Below are 22,779 nucleotides of genomic sequence, written 5' to 3' on the forward strand. Positions count from 1 at the left end.
GTCTTACTTCGGCTCGGAGTTCTGGGGTGGTCTTGAAGAACCCGGGACAACACTGTTTTCCGGACGTTGAGGACGCTCGGTTGCGTCGGTCGCGCGGGCCGCACCCGCCGGCGCGACGGCCGGGCTGTCTCCCTCGATGCCTCCACGGAACGGCTGAACGACCACATCCCACCCCGTCGGCGGAGTCGTCGTGTCAAACTTCGATGCTTCAATCTGAACCTGATCATTCGTCTTCACGCGAATCAGTTGCACGACCGAAATGTCGCCCGCGCGATTCTCCGTCTTCGCGATCCGCGGCAGAAGCCTCCCCTCCTTCCCGTTCGGCAGCGGCTGTCGGCGATACCACAGACGAATCTCTTTGAAGTCATCCGTGTCCGCGCGCTCCGCCCGCGGCTTCAGCATGAGTTGCACGCACCCTTCCGCCATCTGCGTCAACTCCCTCATCCGCACCGCCGGCATCTCATCGAACCCATCTTCCGGCGGCAGCAGCGTCGCGTCGTAGCGCGCCAGGATGTCGTCTTTCTTCTGACCGATCGGAATCGGCAGCGGTCCCTCGCCGATCTTCAGCGGATCAAAGCTCTCGCCCGGCGGGACAACCTGCCGCTTGACCATGCGCTTCTCACCCGGGAATCGCTCCACCAGCCACTCGCCGTCAAAGTTGTAAATCTGCGTCTGATTCTCTTCGCGATCACCGAAACTCAGCTTGTCGAACTGAATCGCAAAGCGGCGTTTGCGCGGCGAACCCTTGCCCGCCTGCGATGTCGCCGTCACATCCTGAAACCAGAGCGTGCCGGTCCGAACCTGCGTGTCGCCCGCGATCGCAAAGTCGCGCGTGTACCGGATGTCCGCCTGCAAGGCGCGCAAGTCCGCATCGGCGGTTTCGAGTTCCGCGAGCAACTGGTCCGCTGTGGAGAACCCCGCGATCGGCTCATCGGGAAGAATCTTGATCGTCCCCCCGGGCACGGGCTCGGATCGGATTTCCGAAGGCTGCGTAGCCGGAGTTTCCGCGGTTTGGGCGCGCCCGCTGACCGCCACCAGTCCGGCAGCGACAACCGCCGTTCCAAAACGAATGCGGGCGTGCGAGCGGATGAAAGCGTTGTGAAGCCGACTCAATTTCTGGTCCCTCTTTCCTATACGTCCCGGAAGACGTGCTTTGTTCACCTTTCGCCGCGGCCCGGAGAAGGGTACAGATGCGCCGGTAGCTTGGCGACAAAGAAGATCGGCATCCAATCGCGAAAATGTGTTGTCAAGGCCCCCGTGCGGTGCGAATGTATTGGCGGTGAGAAACTTTCCAAAATTCCGCTCGTTCAGGACCGGTACGGCACGCCGCCGGGCGCTGGTGGTTGCGATGACGGCTCTGGCGCTGCCGGTCTCTCCGCTGCCGGGCGCGGAACCCGAAACACCCGCCGATCCGCCCAAGCGGGAAGCACCCGCCGGGAGCGGCCTTGCCCGCAGACCGAATCCCAAGCTCGCGGAGCGCACCAAGTCCGGCTTGGCGCTCAAGCCCTTCTTGAATCATCGAAAACTTGGCGCGGTCTATCACACAGTTGCCGCTCCTTCTTTTTCGATCACCGCCCCGCTCAGCGGCTTGCAGTCTTCGCCGCAAAACCTTGCCGGATATGTCGTCGCCCGTGTTCCAATGGAAGCCGCATCGAACGGCGCGCTCGGGCCCGTCCTCACCGCCGGTCAGTGGCAGGTGCCGTGGACTTCCATCCTCGACGCCGCGACGCTGGCCCGCTGGAGCACGGCGCAGGGCGGCCCGCTGAAACTCGACGAGTTTCCCACCGTCGCGCTCACCATCCGCAACGCCGTCGACACCAAGCTCCTCTCAAAGGATGAGTCCTCCTCGGCGTACATGTGCACCATCGTCGCCGACATCAGCATCAACGGGATCACCACGGAAAGGGTGATTCAGCGAACGATGGTATCGTTTCTCCGCGCACCCGCCGCCGATCTTTCGATCAAGGGCGAGCAATTGACCCTCCGCGCGCAGTGGGTCGTGCGCCTCGCCGATTTCTTCTCATCGCTTCCCGGCGAAACCTCCGTGCCCATGGTGGACGTCACCGCCGATCTTCTGATGTCCACGGTTTCGCCCGATGGCCAAAAGAATTCCGAGGACACTTCGCCTCAAGAGTCTTCGCCGACATCCGGCGAATCCGACACGCCGCCGTCCGAGCCCGCCGATTCGCCGCGCAGCGAGCCGAAGTAATCACGCAAAATCGCCGCCGCGGCAAGCGCATCCCGCTTCTCTTTTTTCTGCCCGCGCGTCATCCCCGTCCGCGCCATCGACCAGTCCGCTTCCACCGACGTCAGCCGCTCGTCGTGATACACGACCGCTCGCGATGTCCTCGCCGCGAGCAATTCGCCGAACGTTCGCGCCTTCTTCGCCTGCGCCCCTTCGCTGCCGTCCATGTTCAGGGGCAGCCCCATCACCAGTGTCCCCGCCGAATCCCCGAGATGATTCTCGATCGCCCGCGCGAGCCGCTCAAGCAGCATCTTCCCCGCATCGGCGTCGATCGCGCACTCGATCACCTCGAGCGCCGACACGAGCCCCGTCTCGCGATCTCCCATCGCAAGCCCGGTCCGTTTTTCCCCAAGATCAATCGCCAAATACCGCATCCTCTTCCCATTCTGAGCTCGGCGCTTGGCGAATTGCGGATGTATCGATGAATACGAGTGCCCAGTACTTCGTGCCGAATGCCCGTTGCCAAATGCCGAATGCCGAATGCCTCCCCCCTACTTCAACCTCTCCTCCACACTCGCATGCAGGTTCTTCAACTCTTCCGCCTTCGCCCGCGGCATGATCAGCGTCGCATCCTCGGTGTGTACCACGATCAAATCGTCCACACCCAAGAGCGCCACCGTGTGATTCTTCCCTCCGTTCACAATCAGGTTGTTCTTCCCTTGGTGAATCAACGAAGCGCCCGATCCGTTCGCCGTGCGATTGCCGCTCGCATCCGCGCTCAGCGTCTCGCCATAGCTCGGCCATGAACCGACATCGAGCCAGTTCACATCCATCTGCACCGTGCAAACCGAGAATTCCTTATCCTTGCTCGCGGGCTCCATGATCGCGAAATCGACGCTGATCTTCGGCAGATTCGGATAGACGCGCGCGATCGTTTCCTGCTGCGTCCCGGTCCCCCACGCCTTCTGGATCTCCATCATTCCCGCGTGGCTCTCCGGCTTGAACTTCTTGAGCGCCTCAAGAAAAGTCGAAGCCTTCCACACGAACATCCCGCTGTTCCAGTTGAACGAACCAGATTGCAGGTACGCCTGCGCGCGAGGCAAGTCCGGCTTCTCCACAAACCGCGCGACGTGGAATGCCAGCGACTTTCCATCCTTTTCAGCTCCCGCCACTCCGCGGATCGGCGTGCCGCGCTCGACGTATCCGTACCCCGTCGCCGCAAACGTCGGCTTAATCGAGAACGTCACCAACCGCTTCGGGTCCGCTTCAACGAGTTTGTATCCAAGGTCCATCCGCTCGCGGAACACATCCTGCGGCTCGATGATGTGGTCCGCGGTCAGAACCGAGAACACCGCGTCCTTGTCCAGTTTCTCGAACACCGCCGCCGCGAACCCGACCGCGTTCACCGTATCGCGCCCCACCGGCTCGCCCATGATCCGCTCGTCCGTGAACGACGGCAGATCGCGCCGGATCACCGAGCGAAATCCCTCGCTCGTGCAGATAAATCTCTTCTCGCTCGGCACCACGCCCTCGAGCCGTTCCGCGGCAATCCCGAGCAGCGACTTCATTTCAGGAGCCCCCTCCCTCTGGGAGGGGGTTTGGGGGTGGGCGCTCTTCTCGTTCGCCGCCTTCGATTCGGGGCCACTCTTCTTCGACTGAATGAACTTGATGAGCTGCTTGGGCATCTCCTTGCGGCTCATGGGCCACAACCGAGTTCCCGCTCCTCCCGCCATGATCATCGCGTATCGCATGGGAGGGGAAGATACGGGAGCGGACAGGAAATTGCCATGCTGAACCGCCCTCTTTCAAACCCGATTCCCAGGTTCCCCGCTCCGCAAAGCTCCACCACGGTCCACCGTTTCGCATAGACTCCGATCGTGACATTGACGACCGCCGAAATCGCGCAACTTCTCGCGGACCTCGAATCTTTTCGGGTCGAACGTACTCAGTCACTCGATGATTCCTCCAAATTTTGTAAGGCGATTTGCGCTTTTGCCAACGACATGCCTGCAAGCGGGTTGCCGGGCTACCTCTTCGTCGGTGTCGATCGCCACGGCCGGCCGACAGGAGACAAAATTGATGAAAGGCTGCTTGAAAGGCTCGCCGGCTACCGAGACAACGGCAACATTCTGCCGTTACCGTCAATGCACGTCTTCACGGCCACTCACAACGGAGTCGAAATCGCGGTTGTAGAAGTTCTCCCGTCCGACATGCCGCCGGTTCGGTATAACCAAACAGTGTGGATCCGTACGGGCCCTTCCGTCGATCGTGCGACTGCGGAGCAGGAACGCCGTCTTTCCGAACGTCGCGTGGACCGCGCAAAGACATGGGATTTGCAAGCTTGCCGAGAAGCCTCGCTCGACGATCTCGCGCTAGAGCTGTTTACCCTCAACTACCTGCCGCGAAGCGTGTCCAAGGAAGTGCTGGACGAGAACGGTCGCGATATTTCGCAACAACTCGCCTCATTGCGGTTTTACAGTTTGCAGTTCAATGCTCCCACAAACGGATCGATCCTGACCTTCGGCAAGTCGCCGCTTACATTCTTTCCCGCCGCATATACCCAGTATGTTCGCTACGACGGGGCTGATCAGGCCTCGCCCGTTCTAACCGAAAAACGCTTTTCCGGCGATCTCGTCGTCGTCCTTCGCGATCTCGACCGCCTAGCCAAAGACGTCGCGAACGCGCGGCCGGCGCGCCAGCCCGACTTGAGCGAGCAAACGATCTACGACTACCCCGACGTTGCGCTTCACGAACTATTCGTCAATGCGATTATCCATCGCAACTATGAGGGCTCAACCACGCCAGTATCCATCAACCATTTCACAGACAGAATCGAAATTCAAAATCCGGGTTCTCTCTTCGGAGATCTCACTAAGTCGCAATTCCCAAATGGAACTTCCTACCGGAATCCCCTCCTCGCCGAAGCCGCAAAAACCCTCGGCTTCGCCAACAGGTTCGGACGCGGAATCGCCCTCGCCAACGACCGTCTGGCCGCGAACGGCAGCCCCGCTCTCGATTATGTGGTCGGTGAGAATCACATCGCAATGATCGTCCGGAAAAAACCATGAAGACCGTCGCCTTCTTCAACAACAAAGGCGGCGTAGGCAAGACCTCCATGGTCTATCACTTGGCCTGGATGTTCCGCGACCTTGGTCATCACGTGCTTGCCACAGACCTCGATCCCCAGTCCAACCTTACAAGCATCTTCCTCAACGAACCCGATGTCGAGAGCCTCTGGCCCGAGGGCCAACACCCGCGCACCGTACTCGGCGCCATCGATTCCTTGATCCAGAAACTCGGCGACATTTCTGATTGCAGCACCCAGTCGATCGCTCCACGCCTCTCGCTGATTCCGGGCGACCTGGGCCTCAGCACTTTCGAAGATCGCGTCTCCGAGGCTTGGAGCCGATGCCTCGACGACAATCCCGCCAATGCCCATGACGCGTTTCGCGTGATCACCGCTTTCTACAGGATCATGAAAAAGGCTGCCGAGTCCTGCGGTGCCGAGATCGTCCTCATCGACGTGGGTCCCAACATCGGTGCCATTAATCGCGCGGCGCTCGTCGCGGCCGACTTCGTCGTCATTCCGCTCGGTGCGGACCTTTTCTCGCTTCAAGGCCTCAGAAACCTTGGTCCCACGCTTCGGGAATGGCGCAAAGGCTGGCGCAACCGGCTCGAAAACGGCAAGCCCCCATCCGGACTGCCCTTGCCCTCCGGGCAAATGCTCCCACTGGGATATGTGCTGCTCAATCCATCCGTCCGCGAAAATCGTCCAGTAAAATCCTACCTCAAGTGGGCTAACCGCATTCCCGGCGTCTACTCGCGCGAGGTCTTGAATTCCAAAGACACTCCAGCCGCAACGGCTGAAATCGATCCCAATCAACTGGCCATGCTAAAGCACTTCAAGAGTTTGATGCCAATGGCGCAGGACGCCCGCAAGCCGATGTTTCACCTTACCGCCGCCGATGGGGCGATCGGGGGTCACGCCGCGGCCGTTTTGGACTGCAAAGACCAGTTCGAATCGCTTGCAAATCGGATCCTGCGAGATATTGAAGCCGAATCCTCGAGCAGCGTTTCACTCCCAGAGTCAATCAACCCCTCGACGCCCGCCGCTTGAACCAACTTGTGACGTGCGACGCTGATCCGAGTTCGATTCAATCTAGCAGCTGTTGCTTCAGCCCCGTCATTGCTTCAACTCCGATCCGGCTTGGGCATCTGGCTGTGTTCGCTCACCCATCCCCCTCCCCTTCATCGCCTCCCGCAACAAAAACTCGATTTGCGCATTCGTCGAGCGCAGCTCGCTCTGCGCCAGCCGGTTGATCTGCTCCCACAGATCCGGCGGTATCCGAAGCAAAATGGACTTGCGGTCTTCGGCCATGAATCCCGACGTCTCTCTTTAGAAGCCCCCTCCCTGAGGGAGGGGGTTGGGGGAAGGGTTCGCCTTGTTTTTCTGCACCAAACTCGAAGCTCTCTATGCCGTTGACCTCGCGTCGAGGCCGCCGTCATTCAATTCCATTCCCTCTTCCTCCGCGCTCTCTGCGACTCTGCGGTGAATATCTGCGCCACCCATCACCCGCTGTACAGCGTCCCCGCGTTCACGACCGGCTGCACCCCGTGATCGCCGCACAGCACGACCATCAGGTTGCTCACCATCGCCGCGCGTCGCTCATCGTCCAGCTTCACCTTCCCGCCCTTCTCAAGATGCTCGAGCGCGGATTCAACCATCCCCACCGCGCCCTCGACGATCCGGAACCGTGCCGACACGATTGCATCCGCCTGCTGCCTCCGCAGCATCGCGCCCGCGATCTCCGATGCGTACGCCAGATGCGAAAGCCGCGTCTCTTCGATCGTCACGCCCGCTTTCGCGACGCGCTCCTGAAGTTCCGCCATCAGAGTCTTGCTCACCTCATCCGTCGATCCGCGCAGCGACATCTCGTGCGCATCCCCCGTGTCGTACGGATACACCGACGCCAGATGCCGCAGCGCCGATTCGCACTGCGTGTCCACAAAGCTGCTGAAGTTCGCAACGTCAAAGGTCGCCCGCGCCGCGTTCTCGACGCGCCACACGACCACCGCCGCGATCTCGATCGGGTTGCCCCGCACATCGTTCACCTTGATCGTCGGTGTCACCATGTTGTTCGTGCGCAGGGAAACACTCGGCTTCTTCGCCAGCGAATTGATCCACCAGAAGCCCGACGTCTTCACCGTGCCGTGATAGCTCCCGAAGAAAATCACCACCCGCGCCGTATTCGGCTGGATGATCGTCAGCCCCGCCAGCAGAGTCACATTCGCGACAAACAGCAGCACCGCCACGATGCCCAGCGCCACCATCCCCGCCGGCGCGTGCGGCATTCCCTGCGAATTCCTCACCGCATACACGAACAACGCGATGATCGGCACAAACGCAATCAGCCCGCCGAACAACACCGGCCATCCCCGAACCGTCTTCGCCGCAATCTCGTTCGTCATCGGAATCTCCTTTCCAACCCCGGCGCGAGCCATCCAGCCCCCACAAGTCGCTCGCTTGGTATTGAAATGATATCATTTTGATAGGATACGGAGCCCGCCGGTTTCATGTTGGGTGGGATATTTGCCCTAAGTCCGAGAGGGGTAAAAACTTAAGAAATTGCCTTACAAAATCCGATTTTCTGCTTGTAATACCGATCAAAACCCGTATTTTGTTCGGCATGGACGCCATCAAACCAGCACCGATTGAGATTCCACCACCCCGCGATGAGGCCGCGCTCCTCGCCTTCTACCTCGAGGGCGTCCCGCTCGTCCAGATCGCCCGCGCGCTCAAGGTCGGCATCCCAACGGTCCTCGATTTCGTCCGCGGCAAAGAGGTCCGTGAATGCATCGAGCAGTACGAAGAGTGCATCGAGCAGCAGACCCGCCTCTTCGCGCTCGCGTCTCGAATCCCCGCCATGTCCACCCTGCGGGAAGTCTGCGCCTCCGAAGGCTCGCTCGCCGAAAAGCGCCGCGCCGCCTCCGATCTGCTCCGCCAGAGCCGCGCCGCAAACAAACCCGTCAAGGGACGCCGCTTCGCCCGCACCCTTCACAAAACCCCAAACCCCGAAGCCTTCCATCCGAACACGGACATTGAGCAAATGCCCGACATCGAGATCTCCGCGCACGCGTCGGACGTTCCGGGCTTCGATTCGCCACCCGAAATCCCGCCGCCGATCGCGAGCGATGCTTCCGGAGATGTCTTCAAAGCGCAATCGATCGAGCAAACATCCGATCCCGCGCCATTGAAAGACGCAAATCAGTCCGCACCCGATCAACCTCCAGTACCCACACATCAAGAAGCGCCCGGCGATTCCGTTCCCGATTCTGATTCGGTCGCGCGCCAAACCACAGCGCACGCAAGCACGCCGTTCGATCCGCCACAAATCACAGCACCCGCTTCATTTCCGCCGCCGATCCCATCGCCCTTCGACATCATCTCTCCCGGCGAACTCTCGAGCCCGCTCCCCGACGCGGTCCCCGTCGCCGCTTGACGCGTGCGCGACCACGCGCCACCGATCGCGGTTCCTCGAAACTCCTGTCACCAATCTTGATTCATCGAAAGCGGTGTCAGCAACCGTGGTTCATCGACACCCGTGCTACCAGTCGTGGTTTCTCCGCGATCGGTGGGTCCCATCAAATTCGCGGCTTCACCAATCTGCGATCTGCGATTTGAAATATTCGATCTGCGATTTGAAATCTGCGATCTGAAATCTTCGATCTGCGATCCAAATTCACCCTCCGTGTCTTTCTCCGTGGTTCCCCGTGGTTCTCCGTGTTGAACTGCTTCTCTTCACCCGCCCGCAAACACCGCCGCCACCAACTCATCCGCCGTCCGCACCGTCTTCCCCGCGCGGGCCGTTTTCTCCTGCGCGAGCGCCACCCGTCTCTCCGCCTCGCCCCGCGTCTCGCCCAGCGTCGTCAGCACCGTCACCGCTTCTTCCGCGATCGGGCTGAGCCGCACGGGCGCCGGGATCGCTCCCGCCTTGATCTCAAGTGAGCCCAGCTCCTGTTCACTGAGGAATGTCTCGACCTTGCCGTGCAATTCCGCGATGATCGTTTCCGCCATCCGCTTGCCGATTTCCGGCAGCTTCACGAGCGCCGCGCCGTCTCTCGCCGCGATCGCGCGGGCGATCCCCGCGGGTTCAACCGCCATCGCCCGCAGCGCCTTCTTGTTCCCGATCCCCTTCACGGTCGTGAAGACTTCAAAGAACGCGCGATCGCGCAGCGCCGTGAACCCGATCAACCGCGGAATGAAACTCGTCCCCTGCCCCTGCCCCTCGAGATATTCGAGCGTGTTGAACGTCACCATCTGGCCGACCTTCGCCGCGAGCGACTTCGCGACATACGCCGGCAACAGCACTTCGCGCGCGCTGCTCCCATCCGCCGACGCGACGATCGCCGTCGATTCGTTCACCGATTCAAGTTTGCCCGTCAGGCGGCAGAGCATGCGCCACAAGATAGCAGAGTCCGAACCCGGACAGTCTGCACGGCGCACTCTACCCGCACACAAGATTGTTGTAGGCGACAACGAAGACCACGAAATCAGCATCGTCCACAAACCCGTCGCCGTTCAGGTCCGCCGGGCATCCGGCCGGCATCCCCGGATCCGCACAATCGAGAATGTTGTACGCGCCGACGAAGATCACAAAGTCCGAGTCGTCCACGAAGCCGTCGTGATTGAGATCGCCCGGGCACGCCGCCCCGATCAGAATGTTGTCGTACCCGGTGTTAACGGAACGGCCGATCGAAGTCGTCCACCGGATGCTGGTCAGGGCCACATCGGAAACGACCCCGAAGAACCCGACCGTTGTCGGATCGTGATTGTGCATGTACGTTTCGATCAGAACGTGCCCCGCGCCGTACAGACGGATCGTCGCCGGCCCGAACTCGTTGAGGTAGGTGTCAAAGCCCACGTTGTTCGTCGGCGTAGCGAAGAACAGCTCAAAGTCTTCATCGCCGTTCGCCGTGATCACCTGGGTTCCGATCGGACCCGGCACGCCGAAGTTGGTGTAGTTCGCGAGATTGATGTAGACGTTGGGTCCGGGCGTCCCCGCGTACGGGGTGAATGTTCCCACCGGCCTCGTGAGCGATGCCAGAAGCTGCTCCGTGGGCGCGCTCTCAAAGTCCTCGACGAGCACGGGATTGGTCGCGCCGATGAAGCCCGCCTTCGCCGTGTAGTAGACCTGCCCCGCGACCGCCGCCGAGAGTTGAAGACCCGCGAGCCCGCACGCCAAGACCACAGCTTTGCTGGATGCGCGCATGAGTTGCCTTTCGAAATCGGTCCGCGATCGTTTCGCTGTTCCACTCCCGCCTCAGAAAAGCCTACCGCGCAGCACCAAGAGCTCAACGAGCACCTGCTCCCTTGCGCGCCTATTGTTTTGCCTCGCCAGTGGCCTCAACTTTCGGCTGGGCCCCCTTTCATGGGTGCCCGCCCCGATCGTCCTGGGAATCTGCTGGCAGCGGCACGAGCTTTTTCCTGCCGCTCCACCCACCCTCCCACTCTCCGCGGGGGGCCCAGTACGGCACGACCTCGCCCCATAGTTTGGTGCAGGAAACGCCAGAAACAGTTCGTCCGCGTTGGCAATGCGCCCGCGGCACGAGGAGTCCGAGTCTTTTCATGCACCCACGTTCCAACAACCATTCCCGCGGCAACAACCGCCCCAATAGCAACAAGTCCCATTCCGGCCCGCGTCACTGGAAGAAAAACAATGGACACTCCCACGGGAATGCCGCGGGAAGTTCCAATCAACAGGGCGGCCAAAACCGTTCAAGTGAGCACCGCTCAAACGAGAACCGCTCCGGTCAACACGCCGCACGCCCCCAAGCCAAGCAGGGGCATCACGCGGGACATTCCTCACATCCGCGCGTTGCAAAGGGGCAGCACCCGATGCACGGCGAACAGCGCGATCGCTCGCAGTCGCGCCCCCACCACGATCGACCCCATCCCCACCACAACTCCTCACACGCCGACCCGCACGCGACCGATGCCCCGCACGCGCAGCGCTCCGGCTGGCCCTCTCAGAATCCGGTGAACAACATGATCGCGCGCGGCGGCGCCGACGATGCCCCGCGCAACGCCGACATCGCGTCGGTTGAGACGCCGCAGGTCAAGCAATTCTCTGAACTCGCGCTCGCGCCCACCGTCCTTCGCGCGCTGACCGACGAGGGCTACACGACCCCGACGCCGATCCAGTCGCAGGCGATCCCGCCCGCGATGGCCGGGCGCGATCTGCTCGGCTGCGCCCAAACCGGCACGGGAAAAACCGCCGCATTCGCGCTCCCCATTCTCCACCTGCTCCAGACCCAGCCGCGCGATCTCACCCACCGCGGCCCCCATCTGCCGCGCGTGCTCGTGCTCTCACCCACGCGCGAACTCGCAACCCAGATCGGCGAGAGTTTCGTCGCCTACGGACGCCACACCGGCGTCCGGGGCGTCTGCATCTTCGGCGGCGTCAGCCAGGGTCGCCAGGTCCGCGCCATCCGCGAAGGTGTCGATGTCGTCGTTGCCACGCCGGGTCGCCTCATCGATCTCATCGATCAGGGCCACGTCGATCTCAGCCAGATCCGGATTCTCGTCCTCGACGAAGCCGATCGCATGCTCGACATGGGCTTCATCGCACCGATCCGCCGCATCGTCAGCCTGCTTTCCCCCGAGCGCCAGACGATGATGTTCAGCGCCACCATGCCGCGCGAAATCATGCGCCTCGCCGATTCGCTCTTGCGAAACCCGGTGAAAGTCGCGGTCACTCCGATCGCGTCCGCGGCACCGATGATCGAGCAATCCCTCTACATGGTGCAGAAGCGCATGAAGTCGGTGCTGCTCGAGCACCTGCTCCAGGAAGCAAAGGTCACGCGCGCAGTCGTCTTCACCAAGACCAAGCACGGCGCCGATCGCTTGTCGAAAACGCTCAATCGCTCCGGCATTTCCGCCGTCGCGATCCACGGCAACAAAGCCCAGAACCAGCGCGAGCGCGCCCTCGATGGCTTCCGCTCCGGACGCTCGCGCATCCTCGTCGCGACCGACGTTGCCGCGCGCGGGCTCGATGTCGACGGCATCACCCACGTCTTCAACTTCGATCTCCCGATGGAGCCCGAGGCCTACGTGCACCGCATCGGCAGGACCGGGCGCGCGGGCGCCAAGGGCATCGCCATCAGCTTCTGCGACGGCGAAGAGCGCGGCCTGATGCGCGATATCGAGCGCACCACCGGCAAGAAATTCAATCCGATCTGGCAATTGCCCGACCTCCCCGAGCCGCCGGCGCCCGCGCCGCACGAACACGCCGGAGAGTCCGCGCATCACGAGCGTCGCGCCGACTCCGGCGGTCGGGGCTGGCACGCAAACCGGGGCCAGCCGCGCCACTCACCCAGGCCAAGCCGCGGCCCGCGAAACGATCGTCGCCCGCACGGAAACCACTGACCCCGCACGACTAGGCTTTCTCGCATGAGCGAAGATCATTCACACTGGATGCGCCACGCGATCGAGCAGGCGCGCAAAGGAATCGCGAGCGGCCAATCTCCCTTCGGCGCCGTGGTCGTCCGCGCGGGCGCTCTCGTTGCCGGCGGACACAACGAAGTTTGGAAGCGAACCGATCCGACCGCGCACGCCGAGGTCGTCTGCATCCAGAACGCCGCGAAAGCGCTCGCCTCGATCGATCTCGCCGGCTGCGTGATGTACACCACCACCGAGCCCTGCCCGATGTGCGCCTCGGCGATTCATTGGAGCAAACTCGACGCGGTCTACTGCGGCGCGACGATCGCGGATGCGGAGACGGCGGGTTTCACCGAACTCACGCTGCCGATCGAAGAGGTCTACCGCATCGGCAAGAGCAAGACCAAGGCGATCCGCGGCGTGCTTGTCGCTGAGTGCGCCCATCTCTTTTCGGAATGGAAGGCCGCACGCGGCCGCGCATACTGATGGCGCGGGAAGCTGGCGTCAGGGCGAGATGAGAGCGCAGACGGCGCCGGCGGGGTCCTGAATGCAGCAGAACATCTGGCTCCCCATCTTGCGCGGGCCGTCGAGCAGTTTCCCTCCGAGCGCAACACATTGCTTCGCGCTCGCCTCGACATCTGCAACCGTGATGTACATCAGCCACTGCGTGGGCAGCTTCGCATTCGATCCGCGTGCGTGACAAACTCCCGCGACGACCGGCCCCGCTTGACCCTTTTCCCCCGACGCATGCATGCAGTAGTCCGCGTAGGCGCCGTCCCCGTCCTTCATCGGAACTTCCGATGTGCCCCAGCCGACGACCTTGCTGTAGAAGTCACGAAGTTCCCCCGCGTCCTTCATTGTGTAGTCGTGCCAGTTGATGTGCCCGATTGGGTTCTGCCGCGTCATCATGCCCTCCTGTTCTGCCGGGTCGACAAATCAGAGCCGCGAAGCCCGATAAGCGCTCCGTGTATCGCGAATTGTTAAGGAGCAAAGTTTTCAAAGTGAGCCTTGCGTCGAATGCACGCGCCCAGTAGTCTGTCAGTTCATACATGCCGCTCCGCCGCGGCCGATATTCTGGAGGAGATGCAGACATGAAAACGGGTCTTGTTGCGCTCAGCGTTTTTGCGATTTGTGGTTCGGCGTCTGCCGCGCCTTTGTACAGCCAGCCCGACAACGCGCCGGGTTCCGGCGGCTACTTCTCCGTGGGAGGGCCCGGCCAGTTCTTCACGCAGCGCATGGCCGACGATTTCACCATCGCCGGCGGGACCGTCACGTCTCTGCGCTGGTGGGGCAGCAGCCAGAATTTTCAATTCGCCGATCTGACCAACATCACCGGATTCGACGTCGCGATCTTCGGCGATCTCGGCGGCATCCCGGATGCCGGTAATGTTCTGTACCACAGCCAGCCCGTCAAGGCCGGACTCACAATTACACCCACCGGCAATCTCTCGGTCGCCAACGCCATCCAATACCAGTTCGACCTGAACATCGCGCCCCTCAATCTCGCCGGCGGCAAGTACTGGCTCAGCGTCGGCGGGCTGCTCGCCAACCCGTTCGGCGATACGTTCGTCTGGAATGTCAGCGCGACCGGCAACACCGCCAACGCTTCATTCTTCTATCCGAACAGCGGATGGATCGCGTTCAGTCCGAGCGACAACATGGCGTTCGAAATCATTCCGGCCCCCGGCGCGCTCGCGCTCCTGGGCATGGGCGGCTTGATCGCCGGCCGTCGGCGCCGCTGATCGATTTCCTTCAGGGTGTTCAGGGCCGCGCCCCTTTCCCCGGGCGCGGCCTTTTTCGTGCGCGAATCGCCCGTGTCCGGAGTGGTACGCTTCGCCCCTTGGAAGCCGGTTCACCATTTCCCCGCGTCGCGCTCGCGCACGACTGGCTCGTCGGCTACCGAGGCGGCGAGGGCGTGCTTGATTGCCACGCACGGCTGATTGCGCACGAATCGCCAGATCGACCGCGGCCAATTGTCTACACCATGTTTGACAACGGCAGGCCGATCACGTCCGCGATCGACTCGCTGCCGCGGCGAGTGTCGTTTCTGAACAGCGTTCCGGGTTCGGATCGTGCCCGTCGCTGGTTGTTGCCTTTCTATCATGCCGGAGTCGCGACTCTCTCCCGCACACTCGCGCACGACCACGCGCGCAGTCCGATCGATGTCGTCCTTTCGTCCAGTTCCGCGGCAATTCACGCGCTGCGCGTGCCGAAGGGTGTGCGCCACATCTGCGTCTGCTTCACGCCCCCGCGCTACCTCTGGGAACTCGGGGATCAGTACAACCAGGGACTGATGGGTCTCGGCCTACGCGGCTGCTCGCCGTTTCTTCGTCGGCTCGACTATCGCGCCGCTCAGCACGTCACGAGGTACATCGCGATCTCGACCGTCACGCAGGAACGCATCCGAAACTTTTACGGGCTCGACTCCGAAATCGTTTTCCCGCCGGTGCGAACACTCTACTTCACACCGGAAGGAGACGATGCGCTCTCCGCGGAAGACGAGTCGAAGCTGGGTTCGCTCCCCTCCGGTTTTCTCTTCTATATCGGCGCGCTCGAGCCGTACAAGAAAGCGGAGCTTGCGATTACCGCGGCGGAGCGGCTGAAACGTCCGCTCGTCGTCGCCGGTTCGGGATCGCAGCTTGGCCGATTGAAGGAAAGCACCGCCGATTCAAAGTACGTCACGCTGCTCGGTCGCGTCAGCGATCCGCTGCTGCGAGCACTCTACCGGCGCGCGGATGCGCTGCTCTTCCCGCAGCTCGAGGACTTCGGGATCGTCGCGCTCGAAGCCCAGGCCTGCGGCACTCCGGTGGTCGCGTTCGGTGTCGGCGGCTCGCGCGACACCGTCATCAACGGCCAAACGGGAGTCGTGTTCGATGAGCAGACCGTCGAATCGCTTGCGGATGCGATCGGGCATTGCCCGTCGAAGGGTTCTGCGGCGCGCGCCTGCCGCGTGAACGCGGAGCGGTTTTCTGAAGAGGCCAATTTCGATCAGATGCGGCGCGTGATCCGCGAGTCGGTCGACGCCGCGCCTTCTTCCTAATCTTCAGCCCCCGTGAACGATTCCCCTCAGTTCAAATCCACCGAGCATTTCCAACTCGTCGCCGCCACGGCATTCGGGCTCGAATCGGTCGCGCAGCGCGAACTTGCGCAACTGGGTTACGAGGCGAAGATTGTTTCGACCGGGCGGGTGCTGTTCGAGGCGGGGCTGGAAGCGATTCCCAGGGCGAATATCTGGCTGCGCACGGCGGATCGAGTGCTTCTCACCATCGCGCGGTTTGCGTGCGCCGATTTTGATGCGCTGTTTGAAACGACAGAGTCGCTGCCTTGGGAACGGTGGATCGGCCGCGACTTTGAGTTTCCGGTGAATGGGCGCAGCGTCAAGAGTCAGCTTTCGAGCGTGCCCGCGATTCAGCGGACGGTGAAGAAGGCGGTCGTCGAACGATTGCTGGGAGCGCATCGCACGACGACGCTGCCTGAAACCGGCGCGCGCGTCATGATCGAGGTGTCCCTGCTCGAAGATACCTGTGTTCTGACTATTGACACCAGCGGCGTCGGGCTGCACAAGCGCGGCTACCGCGACTATGTGGGCGAAGCCGCGATGAAGGAAACGCTGGCCGCGGGACTCGTTCTGCTCAGCGTTTGGAATCCGGATCGGCCGCTCATCGATCCGTTCTGCGGCAGCGGGACGATCCCGATCGAGGCGGCGCTGATTGGCTTGAACATCGCGCCGGGTCGCACGCGTGATTTTGATAGCGCGCACTGGCCGGCGATTCCCGAGTCGGCGTGGGACGCGGCGGATGAGGAAGCGGCGGACCTGGCGAAGGACAAGCTGCCCGTGACGATCCACGCCGGCGATATCAGCGATGAGGCGCTCGCGCTCGCTCGGAGGCACGCCGCGGCGGCGGGCGTCGATCGCGCGATCCATTTCAGCAAGCGCGCTTTTGAAGATCTTGCCACCAAAGCCGAATACGGATGCACGATTTCGAATCCGCCGTACGGGGTGCGCCTCGGAGAAACGGCGCCGGTCGAGGAGTTGTATCGCGCGATGCCGCGGGTGTTCCGGTCGATGCCGACGTGGTCGCACCACATTCTCACGGCCTACCCGGAGTTTGAGCGGCTGCTCGGACAGAAGGCGACGCGCCGGCGCAAGCTTTTCAATGCGCAGATCGAGTGCACGTATTACTCGTTTTTGGGACCGCGGCCGAATGCGGAATGGACGAGTCGACAGAGCGAGGCTGCGACTGCGGAGGGGGAGGCTGATCCAGATTTCGGTAGCCAATTCAACAAAGCGCGCCCACCCCCAACCCCCTCCCTCAGGGAGGGGGTGCCTGCATTCGGCGGGTTGCGCGAGCGTGATGTGCGGGAGCTGAACGATTTCGAGTCGCGGCTCGCGAAGCGCGTGCGGCATTTGCGGAAGTGGCCGGACCGCGGGATTCATTGCTACCGGCTGTACGAGCGGGATTGTCCCGATGTGCCGCTGGTGATCGACCGGTACGAGGATCACGCGCACATTTTCGAGCACGAGCGTGCGCACAGCCGCTCGCTCGCGCAGCACGCGGATTGGTGCGACGAGGTCGTTGCTCGGACCGCGCGGGTGCTGGAGATCGACCCGTCGCACATGCATATGAAGGACCGGCCGCGCCAGCGCGGATTGACGCAGCACGAGCGCGTGGGCGACGATCATGTGACGATCGTCGCGCGCGAGGGCGGGCTGAAATTCGAGGTGAATCTCACCGACTACGCGGACACCGGCCTGTTTCTCGATCACCGGATCACGCGCGGCATGGTGCGCGACATGGCCAAAGGCAAGCGGTTTCTCAATTTGTTCTGCTACACCGGAAGCTTCACGGTCTACGCGGGGGCGGGCGGCGCGGATTCGACCACAAGCGTCGATCTTTCCAACACCTACCTCGACTGGACGGCGCGGAACCTTTCGCTGAACGGCCTTAGCCCGCAGCAGCACAAACTGGTGCGCTCGGATGTGCTCGCGTTCCTGCGCGGGCACGCGCCCGGAGAGCACTACGACCTGGCGGTCATCGATCCGCCGACTTTTTCCAACAGCAAGAGCACGGAGGCGGACTTCGAGGTGCAGGCGGCGCACATCGAACTCATCACGCGAACTGCCGCGATGATGGCGAAGGGTTCGACGATTTTCTTCTCGAACAATTTTCGTCAGTTCAAGCTCGACGAAACCAAGCTCGAGGCAGCCGGGTTGCAGGTGCGCGAGATCAGCCGGCAAACTGTGCCCGAGGATTTCCGCAACGAGCGCATCCACCGGTGCTGGAAGATCGCGGTTCCCTGATCCAAACGCGCGGCGGGCTTTCGCCTGCCTCGATCGCGAATCAGACCACCGCGCCGATTTCGTGCTCGCCCCGTTCGTAGCCGACACTGATCGGACGGTTCGCGCACTGGCTGACGAACGTCGCCATTTCGGCGACCATCGCGCAGCGCGTGCCGAGGCGCGTCAAAGTTTCGACCATCTCCGGCCGGGTCATCGGTTCGCGGAAGCTCTTGCGGAATGCCTCGCGCACACTGGTGATGTCGTGCCGCGCAACACCGGCGCGCCGCAGTCCGATCAGGTTGATTCCCGCGAGGCGTGATCGCTCGACCGCGCTCGTAAAGGGCGGTACGTCGGCGACGGCTCGTGTTCCGCCCCCGACAAATGCCATGCGCCCGACGCGTGTGAACTGGTGAACGAGTGCGCCGCCGCCCAGCGTGGCCGCATCCGACACCTCGGCGTGCCCGCCCAACGCAGAGTTGTTCACCAGAACGACGTCATTCCCGGTGCGGGCATCGTGGCCGAGATGCGAATTCACCATCAACAGGTTTCGGTTGCCCACCGTTGTTGCGCGTTGCTCGCCGGTCGCGGCGTGGACCGTGACGTGTTCGCGGAGGGTCGTGTCCTCTCCAAGAATGACACCGGCGGTCGGATCACCGTTCTTGAAGCGAACGTGCTGGGGTGGAAAACCGATGGCGCAGAACGGATAGATGACCGTACGTGCGCCGATCGTGAGCGGACCCTGAAGGTACACGTTTCCGATCAGGCGGACACCGTCGCCGATACGAATCCGGCCTGCCAGAACGCACCAGGGCCCGATCACAACTCCTTCGCCAATCTCACACTCTTTGGAGAGAATCGACGTCGGATGCACACTTGTCATAACCCACCGTAGCTTCGACGCGGACCCCTCCACCGGTATTTCGACAAATTCCGTGCGAGATTCGCGAGTTCCGCAATTCCACCCTGTCCGCGCGAAACGGCGTCAAACAGATGTCATTTTCGATCGACCGGTTCGCCCCGGATGGTGATCGAGGTCTTGGTTTCCTTCGGCTTTGGCTTTGTAAACGGAAGCCAACCGGGGGGAAGCAAGTTGCGGAGGACGAGCCAGAGCGCAAGGACCGCAACCACCGTCGCGACCCAGAACTGCCAATCCCCGATCGGGAGCGACATCAGGACACCCCCGCGAATCGGAGTCCCTGGTAAACGATGAATGCCGCGGCGTAGGCGATCACGCTCATCCAGCCGAGTTGCAGGAGCGCCCACTTGATGCCGCCGGCCTCCTTGGCTGTGACCGCGAGCGTCGGCAGACACTGCATCGCGAGGACGAAGAAAACCAGTACCGACCAACAGGTTGCGGGAGTGAAGATCGGCGTCTTGCCGTCGCTGCGCGGCGCACTTGCGATCGAGTCGATGATCCCCTGATCGCGCACATCGGGGTCTTCGTCACCTGCGCTGGTGACGACCGCCATCGTTGAGACGAAGACTTCGCGTGCGGCGAAACTGGTGAGCACGCCGACCGTGAGCTGCCAGTCGTAGCCGACCGGTGCGAAGACCGGCTGCACGGCTTTTCCGATGCGGCCGATGAACGAGTTGGCTTTGGCGTTCGCGGCGGTGAGGCGATCGGCCTCTTCACCAAGTTCCTTCGCCCGATCGCTCATTTCTCCGGATTTTTGTTTGTCCGCCTCGGTGTCGGCGATCGCCTGCAGACTCGTCGCCTGCTCGCGCAACAAGTTCGCGCTTTCCGGCGGCGGCACGTGCGGGTAACTTCCGAGCCACCAGAGCACGACGCAGATCGCGAGAATGTTGGTGCCCGCGTTCTTGAGAAAGACCCAGCCGCGGTCGATTGTCGTCGCGAGCGCGGTGCGGAGGCTCGGGACTTTGTAGGTCGGCAATTCCAGAACCATCGCGCGCGACGGCCCTTTGAGAATTGTCCGGCGCGCGATGAACGCGCTCACGAGTCCCGCGAGCGCACCGAGCATGTAGCAGCCGACAAAGGCGAGACCGGCGTAGAGCGGCTTGCCCTTGAAGAGAAGGCTTGTGATGAGCACGTAGACGGGGAGGCGGGCGGAGCAAGTCATGAAGGGTGCGACGAGAATGGTCGCGAGTCGCTCGCGCCGATCGGGGATGACGCGGGTGGACATGATGCCCGGGAGCGCGCAGGCGTGACTCGAGAGCAGAGGAACGAAGGCGTGCCCCGGCAGACCGAAAGGCCGGAGCGCGCGGTGCATCAGGAGTGCCGCGCGCGCCAGATAGCCGGTGTCTTCGAGCAGCGAAATGAGAAAGAAGAGCAGGCAGATCTGCGGCACGAAGACGGCGGTGGCGCCGATACCCACCACCACTCCCCGCGCGATCAGATCGCGCAGGATTCCCGGCGGCAAATAGAACTCGATTTTGTCCGCGGCGTATCCGAAGAACCAGTCGATCCCGTCCATGGGGAACTTGGCAATCGAGAAGATGGCGTAGAACAACGCGACCATCACGAGTGCGAAGATCGGGACACCGGTCCACGGTGAGACGAGGAGCGGATCGAGCCGGTCGGTAAGCGAAGCGCGGGGAGTTGCGAATGCCGCGTCCCCGGCGGGCTGCATGGCCTTGCTCGCGAGGCGATCGGCCCAGAGTTCGAGTTCCGCCTGATCGCCCGGCGGGGTGTGCGTCGGGACGGTCGCCGTGCGGAGTGCCGCGGCGAGATCTTGCAGGCCGTCGCCCTTTCGGGCGCTGACGGCGATGACGCGGCAACCGATCTGCTCTTCGAGCGTTCGGAGGTTGATATCGCGACCTTCCGCGCGGGCGAGATCGATCATGTTGAGCGCGACGACGGTCGGCAAGCGGCGGCGGAGGGCCTCGCCGACGAAAACAAGGTTGCGCGCGAGGTTGGTTGCGTCGGCAACGATGCAGATGGCCTCGGGGTCGCCGATCGGTTCGCCCCGGGGGCTCAGCCTGCCCGCGAGCACCTCGCGGCAGATGCGGGCTTCCATCAGGTCGAGTTCGAGCGAGTAGATGCCGGGAAGATCGACGAGGTGAACGGTCGCGCCGTTGCCCGATGCCCCGAGGCGCACGACGCCGATTCTCGCTTCTTGAGTCGTGCCGGGGAAATTGCTTGTCTTGTGGCGGAGGCCGCAGAGCGAGTTGAACAGAGTGGTCTTGCCGGTGTTGGGGTTTCCGAGGAGCGGGACATGCAGCACGCCCGGTTCGGAGATCACGGGCGCGCCTTCATCCAACTCCACACCCACTGCGCAGGATTCGCAACGCGGGCAGTCGCTCATCGAGCCTTCTCCGGCCCCGTGACCCCGGATGCCGCGACTCGCACGCGAGACGCGAGCGCTTTGGTCAGGCCGATGCGGCTTGCGCACGCGCAGCCGCACGCTTCGGCACCGAGTACTTCAAGAATCGTGGGTTCGCCGAGGCGAACGACCTTCACGCGGATTCCGGGACGCAGACCCATGGCGCGAAGAAGAGCGGCATCGCCCGGGTCATCGACGCCGAGACTGGCGACGTGGGAGATCTCGCCGGGACGCAGAGAATCGAGCGAACTCGTCGGGCCGGTGGGTGGTTCGGCGACACAGCCCGGCGGCGGAGTATTCATCGGGACGCTCACGTGCGCATGGTAGCGAGGTGAGCGTTGATCGCGATTCGACTGGAGCGAAGCGTGGTCGACAAAGAAGAAGGCATCAAGGCACGGGGCATCGAGGCACAAGGCATCCGGCTTCGGAGCGTCGAATCTTTGATTATCCCGCACTGCCGACGAGCGCGGCGTTGGTGGGGAAACGCTGGAGTGCCGCGAGCAATTGCTCGATCTGCTGATGGGGCGGCATCGCGAGGAGGCGGCGGCGCAGCGCGGTGATGGTGTTGAGCTCGGCCTCGCTCATGAGGAGGTGTTCTTTGCGGGTGCCGCTGGCGGCGAGGTTGATCGCGGGGAAGAGGCGGCGTTCGGCGATCTTGCGATCGAGGATGAGCTCCATGTTTCCCGAGCCTTTGAACTCTTCGAAGATGACCTGATCGGCGGCGCTGCCGGTATCGACGAGGCAGGAGGCGATCATCGTCAGGCTTCCGGCTTCTTCGGTGTTGCGCGAGGCGCCGAAGATCTGTCGCGGCACTTCGAGCGCCTTGCTGTCGAGTCCGCCGGTCATCGTCCGGCCGCTGCTGGCGTGATGGCGCGAGTTGTTGAACGCGCGCCCGAGGCGCGTGAGCGAATCGAGCATCACCACGACGTGGCGCCCCGCTTCGACGAGCGTCTTGCAGTATGCCTGCGTCGCGAGCGCGACCTGGATGTGTTTCTCGACCGGGTGGTCGTTGCTGCTGGCGACAACCCGAACGCGCGGGGCAACGGCGATCGGCGCGGGGGCCGGCGCCGACGCGTGCGGGATGTCGGCATCGCCGTTGGTTCCGGCGTTGAGCTGTGCGGCAACATCCGGCGGCAGTTCCTTCATGAGTTCGGCGACCGCCTGCTCGCCGCGGCGCACGGTGTCGGCTTGCTCGGTCAGAAACTGCGAAAAGGTGCGGCGGAAATCGGTGACCTCTTCGGGGCGCTCATCGACCAGCAGGACGACGACCTCGACATCGGGGTGGTTGCGCAGGATCGCCGTCGCGATGTCTTTGAGGAGCGTGGTTTTGCCGGCCTTGGGGGGCGAGACGATGAGCCCGCGCTGGCCGCGGCCGATCGGGCAGAAGAGGTCGATGAGGCGGCAACTCGCCGGGCAACCCGCGTACTCGAGCGTGAGGCGTGGCGCCGGATCGATCGAGGTGAGATCTTCGAAGGGCTTGATGCGTGTCAGCCCGGGCGGGATCTCGAGACCTGGGAACGTCACCGGGCCGGGGCGCATGAGGGCGGCGACGCCGCCCCCCCAACCGCCGCCCTGATGGTCACCGAGCCGGCCG

22 protein-coding genes are annotated in these 22,779 nt (G+C 62.9%); 9 read left to right on the forward strand and 13 right to left on the reverse strand.

Going from position 1 to position 22,779, the window contains the following annotated elements:
- Window positions 1–3: 3 nt before the first annotated feature.
- Window positions 4–1,113, reverse strand: coding sequence for a hypothetical protein (locus KF691_12200; GenBank protein ID MBX3390200.1), 1,110 nt, complete (start codon window positions 1,111–1,113; stop codon window positions 4–6).
- A gap of 235 nt (window positions 1,114–1,348) precedes the next feature.
- Here KF691_12200 and KF691_12205 point away from each other — a divergent pair, with 235 nt between their 5' ends.
- Window positions 1,349–2,209, forward strand: a complete 861-nt coding sequence (locus KF691_12205) for a hypothetical protein (GenBank protein ID MBX3390201.1) — start codon at window positions 1,349–1,351, stop codon at window positions 2,207–2,209.
- Here KF691_12205 and ruvX read toward each other — a convergent pair.
- Window positions 2,128–2,610 carry a Holliday junction resolvase RuvX gene (ruvX, locus tag KF691_12210; protein ID MBX3390202.1) on the reverse strand — a complete coding sequence of 161 codons (483 nt, stop codon included), beginning with the start codon at window positions 2,608–2,610 and terminating at the stop codon, window positions 2,128–2,130. The genes KF691_12205 and ruvX overlap by 82 nt on opposite strands.
- A 126-nt stretch (window positions 2,611–2,736) precedes the next feature.
- Window positions 2,737–3,936: a mannose-1-phosphate guanylyltransferase gene (locus tag KF691_12215; protein MBX3390203.1), complete on the reverse strand. Its 1,200-nt coding sequence runs from the start codon at window positions 3,934–3,936 to the stop codon at window positions 2,737–2,739.
- Window positions 3,937–4,062: 126 nt separating this feature from the next.
- On the opposite strand from KF691_12215, the gene KF691_12220 reads away from it, so the two are divergent.
- Together KF691_12220 and KF691_12225 are read left to right on the forward strand one after the other, a co-directional pair.
- Entirely contained in the window at window positions 4,063–5,253 is a 1,191-nt protein-coding gene (locus tag KF691_12220; protein MBX3390204.1) for a putative DNA binding domain-containing protein, read from the forward strand.
- Window positions 5,250–6,302, forward strand: a complete 1,053-nt coding sequence (locus KF691_12225; protein ID MBX3390205.1) for a ParA family protein — start codon at window positions 5,250–5,252, stop codon at window positions 6,300–6,302. The genes KF691_12220 and KF691_12225 overlap by 4 nt, the downstream gene beginning before the upstream one ends.
- 66 nt (window positions 6,303–6,368) lie before the next feature.
- On the opposite strand, the gene KF691_12230 is transcribed toward KF691_12225, so the two are convergent.
- Window positions 6,369–6,563, reverse strand: coding sequence for a hypothetical protein (locus tag KF691_12230; protein MBX3390206.1), 195 nt, complete (start codon window positions 6,561–6,563; stop codon window positions 6,369–6,371).
- Between the two features lie 191 nt (window positions 6,564–6,754).
- A complete protein-coding gene (locus tag KF691_12235; GenBank protein MBX3390207.1) occupies window positions 6,755–7,654 on the reverse strand; it encodes an SPFH domain-containing protein in 900 nt (299 codons plus the stop codon).
- 218 nt (window positions 7,655–7,872) lie between these two features.
- Here KF691_12235 and KF691_12240 point away from each other — a divergent pair, with 218 nt between their 5' ends.
- The gene (locus KF691_12240) at window positions 7,873–8,685 is read left to right on the forward strand and encodes a hypothetical protein (GenBank protein ID MBX3390208.1); all 813 of its coding nucleotides are present in this window, start codon (window positions 7,873–7,875) and stop codon (window positions 8,683–8,685) included.
- 299 nt (window positions 8,686–8,984) lie between these two features.
- Here KF691_12240 and KF691_12245 read toward each other — a convergent pair whose 3' ends face one another.
- On the reverse strand, window positions 8,985–9,641 hold the full coding sequence (locus KF691_12245; GenBank protein MBX3390209.1) for a hypothetical protein: 657 nt from the start codon (window positions 9,639–9,641) through the stop codon (window positions 8,985–8,987).
- Between the two features lie 49 nt (window positions 9,642–9,690).
- Entirely contained in the window at window positions 9,691–10,455 is a 765-nt protein-coding gene (locus KF691_12250; protein ID MBX3390210.1) for a hypothetical protein, read from the reverse strand.
- Between the two features lie 626 nt (window positions 10,456–11,081).
- Between KF691_12250 and KF691_12255 the strand changes: the two genes are divergently transcribed.
- Together KF691_12255 and KF691_12260 are read left to right on the forward strand one after the other, a co-directional pair.
- Window positions 11,082–12,611 carry a DEAD/DEAH box helicase gene (locus KF691_12255; GenBank protein ID MBX3390211.1) on the forward strand — a complete coding sequence of 510 codons (1,530 nt, stop codon included), beginning with the start codon at window positions 11,082–11,084 and terminating at the stop codon, window positions 12,609–12,611.
- Between the two features lie 24 nt (window positions 12,612–12,635).
- The gene (locus KF691_12260) at window positions 12,636–13,109 is read left to right on the forward strand and encodes a nucleoside deaminase (GenBank protein MBX3390212.1); all 474 of its coding nucleotides are present in this window, start codon (window positions 12,636–12,638) and stop codon (window positions 13,107–13,109) included.
- A gap of 18 nt (window positions 13,110–13,127) precedes the next feature.
- Here the strand turns inward: KF691_12260 and KF691_12265 are convergent, their stop codons facing one another.
- Window positions 13,128–13,529, reverse strand: coding sequence for a hypothetical protein (locus KF691_12265; protein MBX3390213.1), 402 nt, complete (start codon window positions 13,527–13,529; stop codon window positions 13,128–13,130).
- Window positions 13,530–13,714: 185 nt separating this feature from the next.
- Between KF691_12265 and KF691_12270 the strand changes: the two genes are divergently transcribed.
- From KF691_12270 to rlmKL, 3 genes are all read left to right on the forward strand, one after another.
- Entirely contained in the window at window positions 13,715–14,365 is a 651-nt protein-coding gene (locus KF691_12270; protein ID MBX3390214.1) for a hypothetical protein, read from the forward strand.
- Window positions 14,366–14,463: 98 nt separating this feature from the next.
- Window positions 14,464–15,663: a glycosyltransferase gene (locus KF691_12275; GenBank protein ID MBX3390215.1), complete on the forward strand. Its 1,200-nt coding sequence runs from the start codon at window positions 14,464–14,466 to the stop codon at window positions 15,661–15,663.
- Between the two features lie 12 nt (window positions 15,664–15,675).
- Window positions 15,676–17,925: a bifunctional 23S rRNA (guanine(2069)-N(7))-methyltransferase RlmK/23S rRNA (guanine(2445)-N(2))-methyltransferase RlmL gene (gene rlmKL, locus KF691_12280; protein MBX3390216.1), complete on the forward strand. Its 2,250-nt coding sequence runs from the start codon at window positions 15,676–15,678 to the stop codon at window positions 17,923–17,925.
- A gap of 40 nt (window positions 17,926–17,965) precedes the next feature.
- Here the strand turns inward: rlmKL and lpxA are convergent, their stop codons facing one another.
- The 5 genes from lpxA to KF691_12305 all read right to left on the reverse strand — a co-directional run bounded on the left by lpxA (window position 17,966) and on the right by KF691_12305 (window position 22,724).
- Window positions 17,966–18,784, reverse strand: a complete 819-nt coding sequence (gene lpxA / locus KF691_12285) for an acyl-ACP--UDP-N-acetylglucosamine O-acyltransferase (GenBank protein MBX3390217.1) — start codon at window positions 18,782–18,784, stop codon at window positions 17,966–17,968.
- Between the two features lie 113 nt (window positions 18,785–18,897).
- The gene (locus KF691_12290) at window positions 18,898–19,074 is read right to left on the reverse strand and encodes a hypothetical protein (GenBank protein MBX3390218.1); all 177 of its coding nucleotides are present in this window, start codon (window positions 19,072–19,074) and stop codon (window positions 18,898–18,900) included.
- Entirely contained in the window at window positions 19,074–21,167 is a 2,094-nt protein-coding gene (locus KF691_12295; GenBank protein ID MBX3390219.1) for a ferrous iron transporter B, read from the reverse strand. The genes KF691_12290 and KF691_12295 overlap by 1 nt, the downstream gene beginning before the upstream one ends.
- The gene (locus KF691_12300) at window positions 21,164–21,499 is read right to left on the reverse strand and encodes a ferrous iron transport protein A (GenBank protein ID MBX3390220.1); all 336 of its coding nucleotides are present in this window, start codon (window positions 21,497–21,499) and stop codon (window positions 21,164–21,166) included. The genes KF691_12295 and KF691_12300 overlap by 4 nt, the downstream gene beginning before the upstream one ends.
- A gap of 130 nt (window positions 21,500–21,629) precedes the next feature.
- The gene (locus KF691_12305; protein MBX3390221.1) at window positions 21,630–22,724 is read right to left on the reverse strand and encodes a hypothetical protein; all 1,095 of its coding nucleotides are present in this window, start codon (window positions 22,722–22,724) and stop codon (window positions 21,630–21,632) included.
- Between the last annotated feature and the right edge of the window lie 55 nt (window positions 22,725–22,779).

This window comes from Phycisphaeraceae bacterium (genome assembly GCA_019636555.1).
In the GTDB taxonomy this organism is placed as follows: domain Bacteria; phylum Planctomycetota; class Phycisphaerae; order Phycisphaerales; family UBA1924; genus JAFEBO01.

Coding starts and splice junctions, on each gene's coding strand:
- KF691_12230 (MBX3390206.1), bottom strand. CDS start 6,563: ATGGCCGAAGACCGCAAGTCCATTTTGCTTCGGATACCGCCGGATCTG.
- KF691_12295 (MBX3390219.1), bottom strand. CDS start 21,167: ATGAGCGACTGCCCGCGTTGCGAATCCTGCGCAGTGGGTGTGGAGTTG.
- KF691_12290 (MBX3390218.1), bottom strand. CDS start 19,074: ATGTCGCTCCCGATCGGGGATTGGCAGTTCTGGGTCGCGACGGTGGTT.
- KF691_12260 (MBX3390212.1), top strand. CDS start 12,636: ATGAGCGAAGATCATTCACACTGGATGCGCCACGCGATCGAGCAGGCG.
- KF691_12205 (MBX3390201.1), top strand. CDS start 1,349: ATGACGGCTCTGGCGCTGCCGGTCTCTCCGCTGCCGGGCGCGGAACCC.
- KF691_12255 (MBX3390211.1), top strand. CDS start 11,082: ATGCACGGCGAACAGCGCGATCGCTCGCAGTCGCGCCCCCACCACGAT.
- KF691_12250 (MBX3390210.1), bottom strand. CDS start 10,455: ATGCGCGCATCCAGCAAAGCTGTGGTCTTGGCGTGCGGGCTCGCGGGT.
- KF691_12265 (MBX3390213.1), bottom strand. CDS start 13,529: ATGACGCGGCAGAACCCAATCGGGCACATCAACTGGCACGACTACACA.
- KF691_12305 (MBX3390221.1), bottom strand. CDS start 22,724: ATGCGCCCCGGCCCGGTGACGTTCCCAGGTCTCGAGATCCCGCCCGGG.
- KF691_12240 (MBX3390208.1), top strand. CDS start 7,873: ATGGACGCCATCAAACCAGCACCGATTGAGATTCCACCACCCCGCGAT.
- lpxA (MBX3390217.1), bottom strand. CDS start 18,784: ATGACAAGTGTGCATCCGACGTCGATTCTCTCCAAAGAGTGTGAGATT.
- KF691_12215 (MBX3390203.1), bottom strand. CDS start 3,936: ATGCGATACGCGATGATCATGGCGGGAGGAGCGGGAACTCGGTTGTGG.
- KF691_12270 (MBX3390214.1), top strand. CDS start 13,715: ATGAAAACGGGTCTTGTTGCGCTCAGCGTTTTTGCGATTTGTGGTTCG.
- KF691_12245 (MBX3390209.1), bottom strand. CDS start 9,641: ATGCTCTGCCGCCTGACGGGCAAACTTGAATCGGTGAACGAATCGACG.
- KF691_12225 (MBX3390205.1), top strand. CDS start 5,250: ATGAAGACCGTCGCCTTCTTCAACAACAAAGGCGGCGTAGGCAAGACC.
- KF691_12235 (MBX3390207.1), bottom strand. CDS start 7,654: ATGACGAACGAGATTGCGGCGAAGACGGTTCGGGGATGGCCGGTGTTG.